Origin of the sequence: Flagellimonas sp. S3867 (genome assembly GCF_014698935.1) — a bacterium.
Lineage (GTDB): Bacteria > Bacteroidota > Bacteroidia > Flavobacteriales > Flavobacteriaceae > Flagellimonas.
On sequence record NZ_JACVMN010000002.1, the window covers coordinates 893348 to 908172 of the forward strand.

Annotated in this window: 16 protein-coding genes; 4 read left to right on the plus strand and 12 right to left on the minus strand. The window is 39.5% G+C overall.

What is annotated here, in order from left to right; all coding sequences use genetic code 11:
• Positions 1–39: 39 nt before the first annotated feature.
• Genes IAG46_RS11740 through hemA form a run of 11 tightly spaced genes read right to left on the minus strand, consistent with a single transcriptional unit; the run spans position 40 to position 9595 of the window.
• Positions 40–1338, minus strand: coding sequence for a serine hydrolase (locus IAG46_RS11740; protein WP_190810539.1), 1299 nt, complete (start codon positions 1336–1338; stop codon positions 40–42).
• Positions 1339–1361: 23 nt separating this feature from the next.
• Positions 1362–2351 (minus strand): porphobilinogen synthase, encoded by a 990-nt coding sequence (hemB, locus tag IAG46_RS11745; protein WP_190810540.1) that lies wholly within the window; start codon positions 2349–2351, stop codon positions 1362–1364.
• Between the two features lie 12 nt (positions 2352–2363).
• Entirely contained in the window at positions 2364–2972 is a 609-nt protein-coding gene (locus IAG46_RS11750) for a hypothetical protein (RefSeq protein WP_190810541.1), read from the minus strand.
• A 14-nt stretch (positions 2973–2986) separates the two neighbouring features.
• A complete protein-coding gene (locus IAG46_RS11755) occupies positions 2987–3775 on the minus strand; it encodes a PhzF family phenazine biosynthesis protein (protein WP_190810542.1) in 789 nt (262 codons plus the stop codon).
• 27 nt (positions 3776–3802) lie between these two features.
• Complete coding sequence (hemF, locus tag IAG46_RS11760) at positions 3803–4705, minus strand: oxygen-dependent coproporphyrinogen oxidase (protein ID WP_190810543.1); 903 nt, start codon at positions 4703–4705, stop codon at positions 3803–3805.
• A complete protein-coding gene (locus tag IAG46_RS11765) occupies positions 4702–5199 on the minus strand; it encodes a hypothetical protein (protein WP_190810544.1) in 498 nt (165 codons plus the stop codon). Before IAG46_RS11765 ends, hemF begins: the two co-directional genes overlap by 4 nt.
• The gene (locus IAG46_RS11770; protein WP_190810545.1) at positions 5196–5741 is read right to left on the minus strand and encodes a GNAT family N-acetyltransferase; all 546 of its coding nucleotides are present in this window, start codon (positions 5739–5741) and stop codon (positions 5196–5198) included. Before IAG46_RS11770 ends, IAG46_RS11765 begins: the two co-directional genes overlap by 4 nt.
• Before the next feature lie 13 nt (positions 5742–5754).
• Positions 5755–6780, minus strand: a complete 1026-nt coding sequence (gene hemE, locus IAG46_RS11775; protein ID WP_190810546.1) for a uroporphyrinogen decarboxylase — start codon at positions 6778–6780, stop codon at positions 5755–5757.
• Positions 6773–7438, minus strand: coding sequence for a uroporphyrinogen-III synthase (locus IAG46_RS11780; protein ID WP_190810547.1), 666 nt, complete (start codon positions 7436–7438; stop codon positions 6773–6775). The genes hemE and IAG46_RS11780 overlap by 8 nt, the downstream gene beginning before the upstream one ends.
• On the minus strand, positions 7416–8342 hold the full coding sequence (hemC, locus tag IAG46_RS11785; RefSeq protein WP_190810548.1) for a hydroxymethylbilane synthase: 927 nt from the start codon (positions 8340–8342) through the stop codon (positions 7416–7418). The genes IAG46_RS11780 and hemC overlap by 23 nt, the downstream gene beginning before the upstream one ends.
• The gene (gene hemA / locus IAG46_RS11790) at positions 8339–9595 is read right to left on the minus strand and encodes a glutamyl-tRNA reductase (RefSeq protein ID WP_190810549.1); all 1257 of its coding nucleotides are present in this window, start codon (positions 9593–9595) and stop codon (positions 8339–8341) included. Before hemA ends, hemC begins: the two co-directional genes overlap by 4 nt.
• Before the next feature lie 211 nt (positions 9596–9806).
• Here hemA and IAG46_RS11795 point away from each other — a divergent pair, with 211 nt between their 5' ends.
• Both IAG46_RS11795 and IAG46_RS11800 read left to right on the plus strand, forming a co-directional pair.
• Positions 9807–10685 (plus strand): AraC family transcriptional regulator, encoded by an 879-nt coding sequence (locus IAG46_RS11795; RefSeq protein ID WP_190810550.1) that lies wholly within the window; start codon positions 9807–9809, stop codon positions 10683–10685.
• Between the two features lie 9 nt (positions 10686–10694).
• On the plus strand, positions 10695–11441 hold the full coding sequence (locus IAG46_RS11800; RefSeq protein WP_190810551.1) for a ThuA domain-containing protein: 747 nt from the start codon (positions 10695–10697) through the stop codon (positions 11439–11441).
• On the opposite strand, the gene IAG46_RS11805 is transcribed toward IAG46_RS11800, so the two are convergent.
• Complete coding sequence (locus tag IAG46_RS11805; protein ID WP_190810552.1) at positions 11427–12275, minus strand: N-acetylmuramoyl-L-alanine amidase-like domain-containing protein; 849 nt, start codon at positions 12273–12275, stop codon at positions 11427–11429. The genes IAG46_RS11800 and IAG46_RS11805 overlap by 15 nt on opposite strands.
• A 131-nt stretch (positions 12276–12406) precedes the next feature.
• On the opposite strand from IAG46_RS11805, the gene hemH reads away from it, so the two are divergent.
• Positions 12407–13438 (plus strand): ferrochelatase, encoded by a 1032-nt coding sequence (gene hemH / locus IAG46_RS11810; RefSeq protein WP_190810553.1) that lies wholly within the window; start codon positions 12407–12409, stop codon positions 13436–13438.
• Positions 13439–14824, plus strand: a complete 1386-nt coding sequence (locus IAG46_RS11815) for an MATE family efflux transporter (RefSeq protein WP_190810554.1) — start codon at positions 13439–13441, stop codon at positions 14822–14824. It begins immediately after the preceding gene.
• Position 14825: the final 1 nt, after the last annotated feature.

The window sequence follows — 14825 nt, forward strand, 5'->3', positions numbered from 1 at the left end:
TTTATCTAGTTGTACTAAGGTAATGATTAGGAATGAATTCTACTCTTGCGAATTGACCAAGGCATTATAAAAAACCTGATGCAATGCTGTTCGAATATTTAATTCATACAGTTTTCGATGATCTCTTGATGGATATACCCGGTTTGAAAGAAAAATAAATACCACTTGGTTTTCAGGGTCAGCCCATGCAAATGTGCCAGTGAATCCGGCATGTCCGAAGCTAGTTTTACTTGCCAATGGGGCTGGATAGGCATCGTTTAACGCCAAGGTGTCGTTACCAATCAATGGTTTATCAAAACCCAACCCTCTACGATTTTCGTTTTCCGGAAATTGAACCCGAATAAACTCTTTGACGGTTCCCTCTGAAATTATTTGCTTCCCATCAACTTCACCATAATTTTGATAAAACATCATGATTTTGGCCATATCCTCAGCTGTAGCGAATAAACCGGCATTTCCAGAAACACCACCTAACAACGAGGCATTTTCGTCATGAACCCATCCTTTCACCAAAGTTTTTCGGAATAGCGTGTCTTGTTCTGCCGGGACAATCTTATTTGGAAAGTCCTTTTTCAAAGGATTAAAGCCTAGGGTCTGACAACCCAATGGCTCGTAAAATGATTTTTTTAAATAGGTTTCGTAATCGGTTCCCGTCAATTGGGAAATCAATTCAGGGAAAATAAGAAAGGTAAGCCCCGAGTATCTGTATTTTTTTTCCGGAGATACTTTTGAACGATTTATGATGCGATGCATTTTTCGCTGAAAACGATTCTTCACAAAAAGACCATCATAAACCTGCCTTTGGAATTTTTTGCTCTGTTTTTCCTTGATGAACCTCTTTTTTATTTTCCCATTTTTCATCACCTTGTTCAAAAAGATAATATAGGGCACCAAACCAGCTTGATGGCTCAAAATCTGTCGTAACGTAAGGTCTTTTTTGCTTTTTCTTTTGACCCATGGTTTCCAATAGGTACTGAAGGGCACATCCAAATCAAGCTTTTTTTCATCTACCAGCTTCATGAGGGCGGGTAAGGGACCGGTGATTTTGGTTACGGAGGCCAAATCGTAGATATCATCCAAACCAACACGCTGAACATTGTCATAGGTATGATAGCCATATGCTTTGTGAAAGATTACTTTGTTGTTTTTGGCTACGAGAATCTGTGCCCCAGGAAATGCTTGTTCTTGAATTCCCAAAGTCATTATGGAGTCGACCTGATGGTTGATGTAGGCTTCATCAATTTCCATTTTTAACGGAATAGGAGGTTCCGAACTAAATTGCGCAACAGCAGATTGCACAACACAGAAAAGAAATAGAAATTGGATTGACCTTTTCATTTTGGGTTGAATAGGTTATAAAGTTAACCTAAAACCCGAATAAAGTCTTTTGCAAAATAACTAGCAATGATATTTGCTCCAGCTCTTTTGATAGCAACCAACTGCTCCATCATAACCCTATCATGATCCAGCCACCCTTTTTCTGCTGCAGCTTTTAACATTGCATATTCACCAGAAACTTGATAGACTGCTACAGGGACATCAACTTCGTTTTTGATTTCCCGAACAATATCCAAATAGGCCAGACCAGGTTTTACCATTACAATGTCCGCTCCTTCGTCAATGTCCATTTGGGTTTCGCGGATGGCTTCAAAACGGTTGGAAAAATCCATCTGGTAGGTCTTTTTGTCCTTGGGTACATTGGCAATGTCCACAGGGGCGGAATCCAACGCATCTCGGAAAGGCCCGTAAAAAGCACTGGCATACTTGGCGGAGTAGCTCATGATTCCAGTGTTTTGAAAACCTTCATCTTCCAAGGCTTCTCGAATGGTCAAAATGCGGCCGTCCATCATATCGCTTGGAGCTACGAAATCGGCTCCGGCTTGTGCATGTGAAACGCTCATCTCAGCCAAAACCTCAGAAGTTTCATCGTTTAAGATTTGACCTTCGGCTACGATACCATCATGTCCGTAAGAGGAATAGGGGTCCAGGGCAACATCGGTCATAACCAACATTTCAGGACAGGCATTTTTTACTATTTTGATGGCTTGTTGCATCAACCCATCGGGATTCAATGCCTCAGAGCCTTTATTGTCTTTGAGGTTATCAGGGACTTTCACAAAAAGCAAAACAGCACAAAGGCCCATTTGCCAAAGTTCTTTGGTTTCTTTTTCGAGATTGTCCAAACTCATCCTGTAATAATTAGGCATAGATGGAATTTCTTCTTTGATGCCCTTGCCCTCAACTACAAAAAGTGGTACTAAAAAATCATCAGGGGAGACCATAGTTTCACGAACCAAACGTCTTATGGATTCGGATGAGCGGAGTCTTCTATTTCGTATTAGTGGAAACATTTGAAAGGATATTTAAAGCCAATTTTTAATAATATTTTCTACTTCTTCATAGGGTTTATGCCCAAACCAATGCTCTAGAATGGTATGATCTTTATCAAAAAGTACAAAGGTGGGCGTTCCCCTGAATTGATTCAAGGTAAAAGTAACGGGGATTATGGGATTCATGTTCAAATAATCCTTGATTTTATGATCAAATTGCTCACGCTTCGCATCAGAGGATTGACCATAATTTGCAAAATGATTCCCGATGTATTCGACATTTTCTGGTGTGATGAACGTTTTGTCACCCAAAACATCCATTGCAATGGGAAAATCAATGTCGGAGAGCTGGAACTCATCAGGATGTGTGTCAAAAGCTTTTTTAGTTTCGCCAACAAGCTTTTTTTCATCCAATAAAAGCCTAGTGTTTTCCAAGGTGTTAAATTGAAAATCTTCAAAAGCTGTGGATAGGCCTAAAAAGTTTATTTGTTCGTCATACATTTTAAACAGCTCATTCATTGCTGGAAAGCCATAGAAAAAACATCCTGGACAATTCACCTGAAAAGTGAACAACAAGTTTCGCTTTCCGAGAGAAAATTCGCCTTGTAAAAGGGATGAATATTCTAATCTTAGCTTTTTCATTTGTTTGGGTCGAATCAGAGTTCTATTTCACCTTTCAGGTAAGGCATAGCTTTTCCCGAAATTTTTACTCGTTCTCCTAAAAATTCACAAATTAAATCTCCTCCACGTTCCGAAAGTTGTTTGGCGGTCATTTTGGTTTTATCCAATACGCCGGCCCAATATGGAGTTAAAGTTGTGTGGGCGGAACCGGTTACCGGATCTTCCGGGATGCCACATTGTGGGGCAAAAAAACGGGAAACAAAATCCACTTCCTTTCCTGGAGCAGATACTATCACGCCTCTGCAATCCAATTGATTTAATAGGTGGAGGTTTGGAGTTATGGCTTCAATTTCTTCTTGTGAATTATAAATCAGCAAATAGTCTGTTTTTCCTTTTATAGTTTTAATAGGAGTAAGTCCAATGGCATTATCAATTTCAAGAATTCCACGGATGGAAACGGTATCATCAGCAGGAAAATCCAATGTTAAAAGTCCATCTGCTCCTCGCTCAACAATCAACTCACCGCTTCGAGGTGAATGAAATTTGATGGCATTTGCAGAGATATTGTAGTTATTGAAAAGTACGTATGCTGTTGCCAGGGTGGCATGACCACATAAATCAACCTCTATTTCAGGAGTGAACCACCTTAGTTCGTAACCATCTGCATTTTTAACTGCAAAAGCAGTTTCGGCTAGATTGTTTTCTTGAGCAATTTTTTGCATGACATTGGAATCGAGCCAGTTTTCCAAAATACAAACCGCAGCTGGGTTTCCTCCGAAGACATGATCTGTAAAAGCGTCTATTTGATATATTTTTTGTTTCATAGGCTTGATTTAAAACAAAACTACTGATTAAACCCAATTCTTAGGCTTTTGCAATGCTTGAATCAATTTTTCCTCTTCGCTGCCTTCTTCTGGATGATGATCATAGTGCCATTGCACATGTGGGGGAAGACTCATTAATATGCTTTCAATACGTCCATTGGTCTTTAAACCGAACAAAGTGCCTTTATCGTGAACCAAATTGAATTCCACATACCTGCCACGTCTAATTTCCTGCCAATCCCTTTGTTTTTGGGTATAGGGAAGCTCTTTTCTTTTTATAACAGTTGGTACATATGCTTCTAAAAAGCTGTTTCCGACCTCGGTTACGAAGTTGTACCAATTTTGCATTGACATTCCATCCGTTGCCTTGCAATAGTCAAAGAACAATCCGCCTACTCCTCTGGCCTCATTTCTATGGCTGTTCCAAAAATAATCATCACAGCGTTTTTTGTAGTTGGCATAAAATTCAGGGTTATGGGCATCACAGGCTTTTTTGCAAACGGAATGAAAGTGCATCGCGTCTTCCTCAAAAAGATAGTAGGGCGTTAAATCTTGACCCCCGCCAAACCATTGATCAACAATGTTTCCCTCTTTGTCGTACATTTCAAAGTAACGCCAATTAGCATGCACAGTTGGAATCATAGGACTTTTAGGATGAAGTACTAAACTAAGTCCGCAGGCAAAGAAATCAGCATCTTTTACCCCAAAATAGTTTTGCATACTTTGAGGAAGAGCTCCATGCACTGCAGAGATGTTGACACCACCTTTTTCAAAGATTGCTCCGTTTTCTATAACCCTTGTTCTTCCACCACCACCTTCGGGCCTTTTCCACAAATCTTCCTGAAATTTTGCTACGCCATCGACTTCCTCCAATTTGCTTGTAATGGTATCTTGAAGCTGTTGTATGTAATTGTAAAACTTGTCCTTCATTCGTCGTCAATTATATAAACCAATTGGTTTTTTACTAAAGTAAAATCGGTTTGAGTATCTATTTTAATAGCCTTTGAGGTCATTTCCCTCAAAATGTCCACCACTTGATTTTCCATCTTGGACAAATGCTCTTTGAAAATCGTACGGCCTATTTCGTTATTATGCAAATCCATCTTCTTAGCCAACTTGCGATTGGGAAAAGCATTTTCATGCCAATCGGTGATTTTCTTGGTCCAAATTAGCACTCCATCAACCTTTTTTTGCCAGCTAAAACATCTTTTGGCAATCAGATAGTTCCAAAAGGCATGTCTGAAGGCATTGGCTGGTCCGTTTTTGTAATGTAAGCGACTATATAGTTCGGTTGAGGTTGACATGCATTCTTTGGTGGCAAATAGCGTTGGAAAAACAAAAAGTGGAAACCTTAGGCATAGTTTTATCAAAGCCCAAAAGCTTTTTAAACTTACCCTGTTCAATGTTTTCAGGACGTTCGTCATTCCAAAACTGGATTTTGAAGTTCATACAATTCCATATCTAAAGTTTCGCCATCGCCAGTGGTGTGTTCTTTCAATAAAGTTTGCTTCCATTGAAATCCATTGTATTCCGCAATTTTTTTACTGCCTAAATTGCTATTATGTACTATGATCTGAAGGGTTTTCAATTTCGCATCGTTAAAACACCATGGAATCAAGTTTTTAATGCTTGTCTTCATTATGCCCTTAGCCTCGTATTGATAACCGATGCAAAATGCCAACTCGCCCTGGCTTTTTTCTGGACCTAGCTCTTTTACATAGATTAATCCAATTATAGTCCTATTGGTGTTTTCTTTTATGGTAAAAAGAAATTCTTCACGGGCTATGAATTTTTTGGTCATTTTTGTTACAAAAAACTGCGATAGCGTTGGATTGAGATTTTGTTCTAGGGTCTTGGGAAAATAGTCTTTAAGTCTTTCTTCATTGGAAACCACAAAGTCGCAGATGCGCCAGGCATCTTTTTCTTGAATGGGACTTATGCTGTAGTTTTCAAATTCGATTTGCATTAAATCTTTTAATTTATTCTTTGTATTCTTTAACGGCGTCAATGAACGCCTTCGCATTTTCTAAAGGAATATGTGGAAGAATCCCGTGTCCTAGGTTGGCAACATATTTATCTTTTCCAAATTCGCGGATCATTTGATTGACCATTCTTTTAATTTCGGGTGGAGGCGAGAGCAACCTGGCCGGATCAAAATTTCCCTGCAGTGTAATGTTTCCGCCAGTTAAATAGCGCGCATTTTTAGGGGAACATGTCCAATCCACACCCACAGCAGATGCTCCGGATTGGGCCATCTCTCTTAGTGCGAACCAACATCCTTTTCCAAATACGATTACAGGGGCCTCATCTTTTAAGGCATCAACAATTTGTTGAATATATTTCCAAGAGAACTCCTGATAATCTTGAGGGGAAAGCATTCCTCCCCAAGAATCAAAGACCTGAACGGCATTTACTCCAGCCTTTACCTTTGCTTTTAAATAGGCAATGGTTGTATCTGTTATTTTTTGAAGCAATTCATGTGCTGCCTTAGGTTGGGTAAAACAAAACCCCCTGGCTTTGTCAAAGCTCTTGCTTCCCTGCCCTTCAACACAGTAACACAATATAGTCCATGGAGAACCAGCAAATCCAATCAACGGAATTTCATCTTCTAATTTTTCCTTGGTTTGGGTGATGGCAGCCAGCACATAGCCCAATGAGTCTTTAACATCTGGAACAACAACTTTTTCCAAATCTTTTGTAGAACGGATGGGATTGGGCAAATAAGGACCGAAATTGGGTTTCATCTCTACTTCAATGTTCATTGCCTGGGGAATGACCAAAATATCACTGAACAGAATGGCTGCATCCATTCCATATCTGCGAATGGGCTGAACCGTTATTTCTGAGGCCAATTCGGGAGTTTGGCAGCGGGTAAAGAAATCATACTTTTCTTTTAGGGCCATAAATTCTGGAAGGTAACGTCCAGCTTGACGCATCATCCATACAGGTGGTCTGTCCACAGTTTCACCTTTTAGGGCCCTAAGGAATAAGTCGTTTTTAATCATATTGTTTAAAATGTTTTATGGCCTGAACCAACACGTTTTCCACGGTTGGTTTATTAGCTATTATAATTTGATTGGTATGTTTTTCAGCTTCCGTTGATGTGGTTGACCCGATGCAAAAGGCGAGACTTTGATCAATCTGGTTTTCTTGCAAATAGCTACGAATCCCACTGGGACTGAAGAAAAGAATACCATCAAAAGTTCGATTGAATTTTTTAGGTTTTAGGTGGGTTTTATACACCTGAACTTCTTTATACCGAATGTTATTTTTTGTCAATATTTTGGGCAACTCATGTCTTCTTTGATTCCCAGAAAAGAATAAAAAAGCTTCATTTTGGTGGTTAATTACTATAAAATCACCTAATTCTGCTGCATTTAGAGTCATTTTTATGACTTTAAGTCCATTTTCTTCTAAAAACAATTTGGTCTTTTCGCCAGCGCAATAAGTAAGGTATTTCGAAAACTCAGATTTATTGGAACGTCTAAAAAAAGCCTTTACGGCATTTTTACTAGTGAAGATGAGATTTGAATAATCCGTTGGAATTTCAACATCTAAAAATTCAAACTCCAGTGCATTATACTCAACAAAACCGATTCCAGAATTCAGTAATAATTCTTTTTGCGAAGGGGCGAGTATTTTAGTGGAGAGCACTGTTTTCATTTCTTAGAGCTTCCATCAGTTTATCTCCACCATTATCCAAAATTTCTTTGGCACAAGTTTGACCAAAACCTTTGGCCTTAGATAGTGGAATATTCCTTTCAATACTTATTTTTTCTTTCCCATCAAGCGAAAACAACACCCCTTCAAAATAAACTGTTTGGTTTTTAATTTGAACTAAGGCTCCAATTGGCGCAGTACACCCGCCCTCAAGAGTTCTTAAAAACTCTCGTTCAATGCCAGTGGCAATTTCGGAACCGAGATGATTCAGCTTTTGTAAAGCCTCTCTAGAAAAATCATCAGTTTCTTGGGCTACTACCATCATGGCACCTTGCGCTGGCGCTGGAACCATCCAATCGAGCACTAGAGCATCTTTAGGCAGCAATTTTATCCGTTGCAATCCAGCTTGAGCAAAAATGGCCCCACTCCAATCATTCTCAATAAGTTTTAAAAGACGGGTATTCACATTTCCCCTTAGGTCTACCACATTATGATTGGGATATTTATGTAACCACTGAGCTTTTCGGCGCAAACTCCCTGTGGCAATTATTGAATGTTCTTCCGATTCCAGAAAATCCAATCCTTTGTGCACAAGAATATCATGGGTAACTGCTCGTTCCAAAACTGCAACCTGAACAATTCCCTTGGGCAATTGTGTGGGTACATCCTTCATGGAGTGTACGGCTATATCAATTTGTCCTTTTAGCAAGGCAACGTCTAAAGTTTTGGTAAAGATTCCGGTAATTCCGAGTTCGTAAAGCGGTTTGTCCAAGACCTGGTCTCCGGTAGATTTTATGGGAATCAAAGTGGTGTCATACCCCAGTTCCTCCAGTTTGTGTTGCACGGTATGTGCCTGCCACAATGCCAATTCGCTATCACGCGTGCCAATTCTTATGATTTTGCTCATTGGGAATCGATTTCTAATTGAAACACCTTTTGGATAAGTGCCAAACTATCTTCTGTATCGACTTCCGAGCTCTTTAAATGGTTTGCAAATTGTTTGGTGATTTTTTGAATGATGCGTTCCGAAATTACCTCGGCCTGGTCTTCATTAAAATCTGAAATTTTTTTTGACTGAAAATCAATTTCTTCGGCCTTCATCGTTTTGAGCTTCTTTTTGAGGGCCTTAATGACCGGCGCAAATTTTCGGGTTTCCAACCATTTTAGAAAATCTTTTTTCACCTGCTCGATAATTGCTTCGGCCTTGGGAACAAATTCCTTTCTTTTGGCCAATGTATCGTCGGTAATTTGGGAAAGTTGGTCTAGGTGAACTAGGGAAACATTGTCCAGTTCCATTACATCGTCCGAAACATTTTTGGGTACCGAAAGATCTAATATCAATAATGGTTTTTTGGGATAGATCAATGCTTTGGAAACTGTTGGCAATTGCGCCCCAGTGGCTACCACAAGAATGTCCGTCTTTCGGATTTCCGTTTGAAGATCACCATAATCCTTTACGGTAAGGTGAAACTTCCCCGCAATAGCTTCAGCTTTTTTACGGGTCCTATTAATTAGAGTTATATGCGAATTGTTGGAATGCTTGATGAGGTTTTCACAAGTGTTCCTACCTATTTTGCCCGTACCAAAAAGCAGAATGTTCTTTTCAGAGATGTTAGAAACGTGATCTAAAATATATTTCACCGATGCAAAGGCGACCGATGTTGCTCCTGACGATAATTCCGTTTCATTTTTTATGCGCTTACTTGCTTGGATGACCGAGTTGCATAATCGTTCAAGGAACGGATTCGCCATTTCGTGCTTTTTGGCGCGATAAAAACCTTGTTTTATCTGACTGATGATTTCAAAATCCCCTAAAATCTGACTGTCAAGACCGGTACCGACCTTGAACATATGGGAAATCGCATCATGGTTCTTATAGACGTAGGCCACTTCTTGGAACTCTTCAACGCTGCCCTTTGTTTCATCGCAGAGCATTTTTATCAGTTGAAAAGGGTGTTGGGCAAAACCGTACAATTCAGTGCGGTTACAAGTAGAAATGGCCAGAAGACCATCAATGCCCAGCTCTTTGGCTTGGAGCATGATTCTATCTATGGCGGGAACATCCAAACTGAATTTTCCCCTAACCTCGGCATCTGCTTTTTTATAGCTTAGGCCAATGGCATAAAAAGAATTATGTTTTGAAATATGATAACTCCTCATAAAGGATTTAAAATCGCACCACAAAAATAGGCGCACTGGTATATAAAAAATAACGCTAGAGGAACTATAAATAACACCTCCTGTACTTTTAGATGTGTTTTTGGCCAAAAAGTTTCAAAAACAGTGCATTTATTGATACTTTTGATAAGATAACATATAATTTAGAATCGTTATAAATAGAATATTTTGATTCGTTTGACCAAAGTTTTGTATGAAAAATGTCGCCAAAGGTTCCTATGAGGAGATTTTAATTGAAGATGGGTTTTATGTGCTTAAGATTCAGAATGATAGCAAGGAAAATGCTAGCTTGGAACGAGAAATTGACAGTTCTTTTATCCAATTTCATTTTTGTTTGAAGGGAAAGGGACAGTTTCAATTCAATGAGGGTAATTACAACTTGGAAGTTTCTGAAGAAAATTCGCTCTTGCTTTACAATACACAAAAAGATTTACCGCTAAATCTTCGGATTTCACCAAATTCATGGTTGTTGTCCGTGATTATGACCATCGGAAAATTTCACTCCCTTTTCTCTTCGGAAGCTAACTATATTCCATTTCTGAGCGATGAGAACAAAGAAAAAAAATACTATTCCCAAGAGGTGGTGACTCCAACCATTGCGGTTGTACTGAGCCAAATGATGAACTATAACCTCCATCCTTCCATAAAAGAACTATACATCAAAGGGAAAATATACGAGTTGATTTCATTGTATTTCAACAAAACCCCTGATGCTGATTTAGAGCAATGTCCCTTTTTGGCAGATGAGGATAACGTAAGGCGCATTAGAGAGGCCAAGGAAATTATGATTTCCCGAATGGCCGAACCACCCACTTTGGCCGAACTTTCACAAGAAATTGGGCTTGGTTTAAAGAAATTGAAGGAAGGATTTAAACAAATTTACGGGGACTCCGTTTATGGGTTTCTGTTCGATTATAAAATGGAATACGCCCGGAAAATGTTGGAAACCGGAAACCATAATGTGAACGAGGTGGGCCTAAAAGTTGGATATAGCACAGCTAGCCACTTTATCGCTTCATTTAAAAAGAAATATGGTACCACACCCAAAAAATATTTAACTTCAAGCGCTTAAAACCACACCATGCGCCCAATAAAATTTTCTCTGATTACTTTTTGTTTTGCTTTGATGGCCAATGCCCAAGAGCCTATAAATATTCAAGAAGGAGCAAAAATGCCCGATTTGGTATTGGTCTTTACCAAAACAGCAGGGTACCGACATAAAGCTATTGAAAAAGGAGCGCGTACTTTACGACAAATAGGTAGAACTAATGGTTTTATTGCTCTGCAAACCGAAACAGCAGAAGATTTTAATCCACAAAACCTGAAAAATTTCAAAGTGGTGATTTTTTTGAGCACTACTATGGATGTTCTAAATGGTCAACAGCAACGAGCTTTAGAAAATTATATTAAAAATGGGGGGAGCTTTATGGGAATCCATGCCGCAGCAGATACTGAATACGAATGGGCTTGGTACGGTAGATTGGTCGGAGGGTATTTTGAAAGCCATCCAGAACAGCAAAATGCCAAGATTGATGTTGTAGACAGAACCCATCCTTCAACAGTTCATTTAAAAAACGAATGGTTGCACTTTGATGAATGGTACAATTTCAAAAATCTGAACCCAAAAGTTAACGTGCTCATGAAATTGGATGAATCCACTTACAATGGAGGAACCAATGGAGATAACCACCCAATAGCCTGGTATCACGAGTTTGATGGTGGAAGATCTTTTTACACTGGCCTGGGCCATACCGAAGCTTCTTATGATGACGCTGATTTTAAACAGCATTTGCTGGGAGCAATTGAATGGTGCCTAAGGAGAAAGTAAGGTTGGCCTTGCCACAATAATCCCGACATTGCTTTTTATTTTTTTGAGATAATCTACCAAAGGCTTTTTGGTGATTCTTACTGAACCTGAAATGGATGCATGCAGTAAATGAATTCTTCCATCTGCTTTACGAATAGCAATTCCGGTGTGGGTCACATCTAACCCTTTTATGGAAGTTGCCAAGGCTATGATATCACCCGACTGAATTAAATGTTCATTGTTTTGAATTTCATCTTGTGCTAAAATGCAAAGACTTTCTTTTGCCAATTCAGCCTCTGCTTTTAAAATGGCATTATAGTTTTTGTCCTGCTCTAAAAATGGATATAAATCGCGATGCGTACCCATAAAATTAATGACCTTTTTATGTTCCCTGCCACCAAGTTCTGAAGTGATATCTTGGACCAAGCCTTTTTTTTCGTTGTTGCGTATCCAATCCGTAAAGTAATGTAAACGAGATGGATATCCATCCAAAATTCCATTTCTATACCGAATGGTTTTTAAATTTTTGATGAAATTGTCAAAATCCAATTGTTCTTTTTTTAGCATGGAAGTGAATGCTAAAGCATTCTCCACAAATGTGGTGCAATCAAGTCCTCTTAGATTGACAACCAAGGTCTCCTTATCACCAACTTCCAATGTTTTTTCAACATAAGGAGTGTCCAAAAAGGACTTTCCAACCAACACCAAGCTATCACCTAAGTTTTTACCCTCAATTTGGTGCAACGCTTTCATTTTAGAGATGAAAAGAGAAGAATCCGAAGGAGTACAGGTAATTTGAGCTTTGCTAGTTATGGAAACAGCAAAGAGAAATAAAAACAGGATTCTTGTAAGCATATGGCTTTCGATTTGTCCTTCGAAATTAGGATTATCTATGGAATTATAAAGAAACAAATTGGGGGAATCAAATGTTAAATCATCTTCAAGTAGTATTTTTATCGCTTCTAATAAAAACCATTCTCAGCGCTATGAAAGGAGTATTATTGGTCAATTTAGGTTCCCCGGACAGTCCAACGGCAAAAGATGTAAAGCCCTATTTGGATGAATTCTTGATGGATGAACGTGTCATTGATACCCCAAAATGGCTTAGAAATATCATCGTAAGAGGTATTATTCTGCAAACCAGACCCAAAAAATCAGCCGAAGCTTACTCCAAAATATGGTGGGAAGAAGGCTCACCACTTATTGTTATTTCCGAAAGGTTTGCCGAGAAAGTACGGAATCAGACTGATATGCCAGTTGCTTTGGGCATGCGATATGGCTCCATGAGCATTAAAAATGCGCTTCAAGAATTAAAGGATAAGAAGGTTGACGAGGTTTTATTGGTGCCTTTGTATCCACAATATGCCATGAGTTCTTTTGAAACAGTCGTAGTAAAGACCATGGAACAACAACAAGCCCACTTTCCTGAAATGCAGCTCACCACATTACCGGCATTTTATGGCAATTCAGATTATATAAAGGTATTGTCGGAAAGTATTGCTGGAGGATTAAAGAATTTTGAATACGATCATATCCTGTTTTCGTATCACGGCATCCCTGAAAGACACATCCGAAAATCAGACCCAACTAAGTTTCATTGTAAAATTGATAATAGTTGTTGCACGACCAATTCTGTGGCGCACCATACCTGTTACAGGCATCAATGTTTTAATACCACCCAAAAGGTAAAAGCATTCCTAGGATTGCCAGAAGACAAAACCAGTATTTCCTTTCAATCTAGATTACCCAATGATCCTTGGTTAAAGCCTTTTACTGATTTTGAGTTTGAACGACTGGCTAAAGAAGGTAAGAAAAGATTGGCTGTCATCACTCCGGCTTTCGTGAGCGACTGCCTGGAAACCTTAGAAGAAATTGCCATGGAAGGCAAGGAACAGTTCAAAAAAGCAGGAGGTGAAAACTATATTCATATCCCATGCCTTAATGACAATGATGCTTGGGTTTCATTGATGGCCAAATGGGTCAATGATTGGCAAACCACGGAAATTTTGCCCGTGTAAATGGCAAAAGTATCTTCAGACGAATTAGGGGTTGAGCCAATCGGTAAATTACTGATCAAGCAAGCCGTACCTGCATCCATTGGTATTTTGGTCATGTCCCTGAACGTTCTGGTCGATTCCATCTTTGTGGGCAACTGGATTGGATCCATTGCCATTGCAGCCATAAACGTAGTACTTCCAGTCTCATTTTTTATCGCGGCTCTTGGAATGGCCATAGGTATTGGTGGATCAAGTATTATTTCCCGAGCACTGGGTTCAGGAGATAAGGAAAAAGCACTTAAAACATTCGGAAACCAAATAACGTTGACGTTTTTGGTAACCACGGGGATGGTGGTGTTGGGACTTTACTTTGTAAATGATCTTATTCCTGCTTTCGGTGGTAAGGGCGCAATTTTTGACCCTGCTAAAATCTACTATACCATTATTCTATACGGAGTTCCATTTTTAGCACTCTGTATGATGGGCAACACCGTAATTCGGGCAGAGGGGAAACCAAAGTTTGCTATGGTGGCCATGATAATTCCATCCGTGGGAAACCTGTTTTTGGACTACCTGTTTATCTATGTCTTTGATTGGGGAATGCAGGGCGCTGCTTGGGCAACCACAGTGGGATATCTGTTGTGTTTTGGGTATATCCTTTATTTCTTTCTTTCCAAAAACTCTGAATTAAAAATTAGCCTCCCTCACTTTGGGTTGAACATGCCCATCCTACAAGAAATTGGTGCACTCGGTTTTGTAACACTGGCAAGACAGGCTGTTACCAGTATCACCTACCTGCTCATGAACAATATATTATTCAATTTGGGAGGAGAAGCCATGGTGGCCGTTTACGCAATCATTGGAAGGATGTTGATGTTCGCTTTTTTCCCTGTTTTTGGCGTTACCCAAGGGTTTTTACCCATTGCAGGATTCAATTACGGAGCCGTTAAGTACGACCGTGTAAAGGAATCCATCTACACGGCAATAAAATATGCAGCCTTTGTGGCTTCACTGGTATTTATTGTGCTCATGGTTTTTCCAGATGCTTTTACGTCTTTGTTTTTAAGCAGTAGACCAGATTTACCACCTGAAGAATTGGTCACCAATGCTTTTGTAATGGAGCACGCACCTTTGGCAATGCGATTGGTTTTTGCGGCTACCCCGATTATTGCTTTGCAACTTATTGGAGCGGCATACTTTCAAGCCATTGGGAAAGCGATTCCGGCCTTATTACTAACCTTGACCAGACAAGGATTCTTTTTTATCCCGTTGATTTTAATACTGCCCAGCTTCATTGGCGAATTGGGAGTTTGGCTTTCTTTTCCCATTGCCGATATATTGGCCACCATAGTAACTGGATTTTATCTTTGGAAGGAAATCAAAACAAAATTGGTTCCTCAAGGATAGC

Bases quoted from the DNA above. Each gene is read 5' to 3' on its own strand.
- IAG46_RS11740 (WP_190810539.1), bottom strand. From the start codon at position 1,338: ATGAAAAGGTCAATCCAATTTCTATTTCTTTTCTGTGTTGTGCAATCT.
- hemB (WP_190810540.1), bottom strand. From the start codon at position 2,351: ATGTTTCCACTAATACGAAATAGAAGACTCCGCTCATCCGAATCCATA.
- IAG46_RS11750 (WP_190810541.1), bottom strand. From the start codon at position 2,972: ATGAAAAAGCTAAGATTAGAATATTCATCCCTTTTACAAGGCGAATTT.
- IAG46_RS11755 (WP_190810542.1), bottom strand. From the start codon at position 3,775: ATGAAACAAAAAATATATCAAATAGACGCTTTTACAGATCATGTCTTC.
- hemF (WP_190810543.1), bottom strand. From the start codon at position 4,705: ATGAAGGACAAGTTTTACAATTACATACAACAGCTTCAAGATACCATT.
- IAG46_RS11765 (WP_190810544.1), bottom strand. From the start codon at position 5,199: ATGACGAACGTCCTGAAAACATTGAACAGGGTAAGTTTAAAAAGCTTT.
- IAG46_RS11770 (WP_190810545.1), bottom strand. From the start codon at position 5,741: ATGCAAATCGAATTTGAAAACTACAGCATAAGTCCCATTCAAGAAAAA.
- hemE (WP_190810546.1), bottom strand. From the start codon at position 6,780: ATGATTAAAAACGACTTATTCCTTAGGGCCCTAAAAGGTGAAACTGTG.
- IAG46_RS11780 (WP_190810547.1), bottom strand. From the start codon at position 7,438: ATGAAAACAGTGCTCTCCACTAAAATACTCGCCCCTTCGCAAAAAGAA.
- hemC (WP_190810548.1), bottom strand. From the start codon at position 8,342: ATGAGCAAAATCATAAGAATTGGCACGCGTGATAGCGAATTGGCATTG.
- hemA (WP_190810549.1), bottom strand. From the start codon at position 9,595: ATGAGGAGTTATCATATTTCAAAACATAATTCTTTTTATGCCATTGGC.
- IAG46_RS11795 (WP_190810550.1), top strand. From the start codon at position 9,807: ATGAAAAATGTCGCCAAAGGTTCCTATGAGGAGATTTTAATTGAAGAT.
- IAG46_RS11800 (WP_190810551.1), top strand. From the start codon at position 10,695: ATGCGCCCAATAAAATTTTCTCTGATTACTTTTTGTTTTGCTTTGATG.
- IAG46_RS11805 (WP_190810552.1), bottom strand. From the start codon at position 12,275: ATGCTTACAAGAATCCTGTTTTTATTTCTCTTTGCTGTTTCCATAACT.
- hemH (WP_190810553.1), top strand. From the start codon at position 12,407: ATGAAAGGAGTATTATTGGTCAATTTAGGTTCCCCGGACAGTCCAACG.
- IAG46_RS11815 (WP_190810554.1), top strand. From the start codon at position 13,439: ATGGCAAAAGTATCTTCAGACGAATTAGGGGTTGAGCCAATCGGTAAA.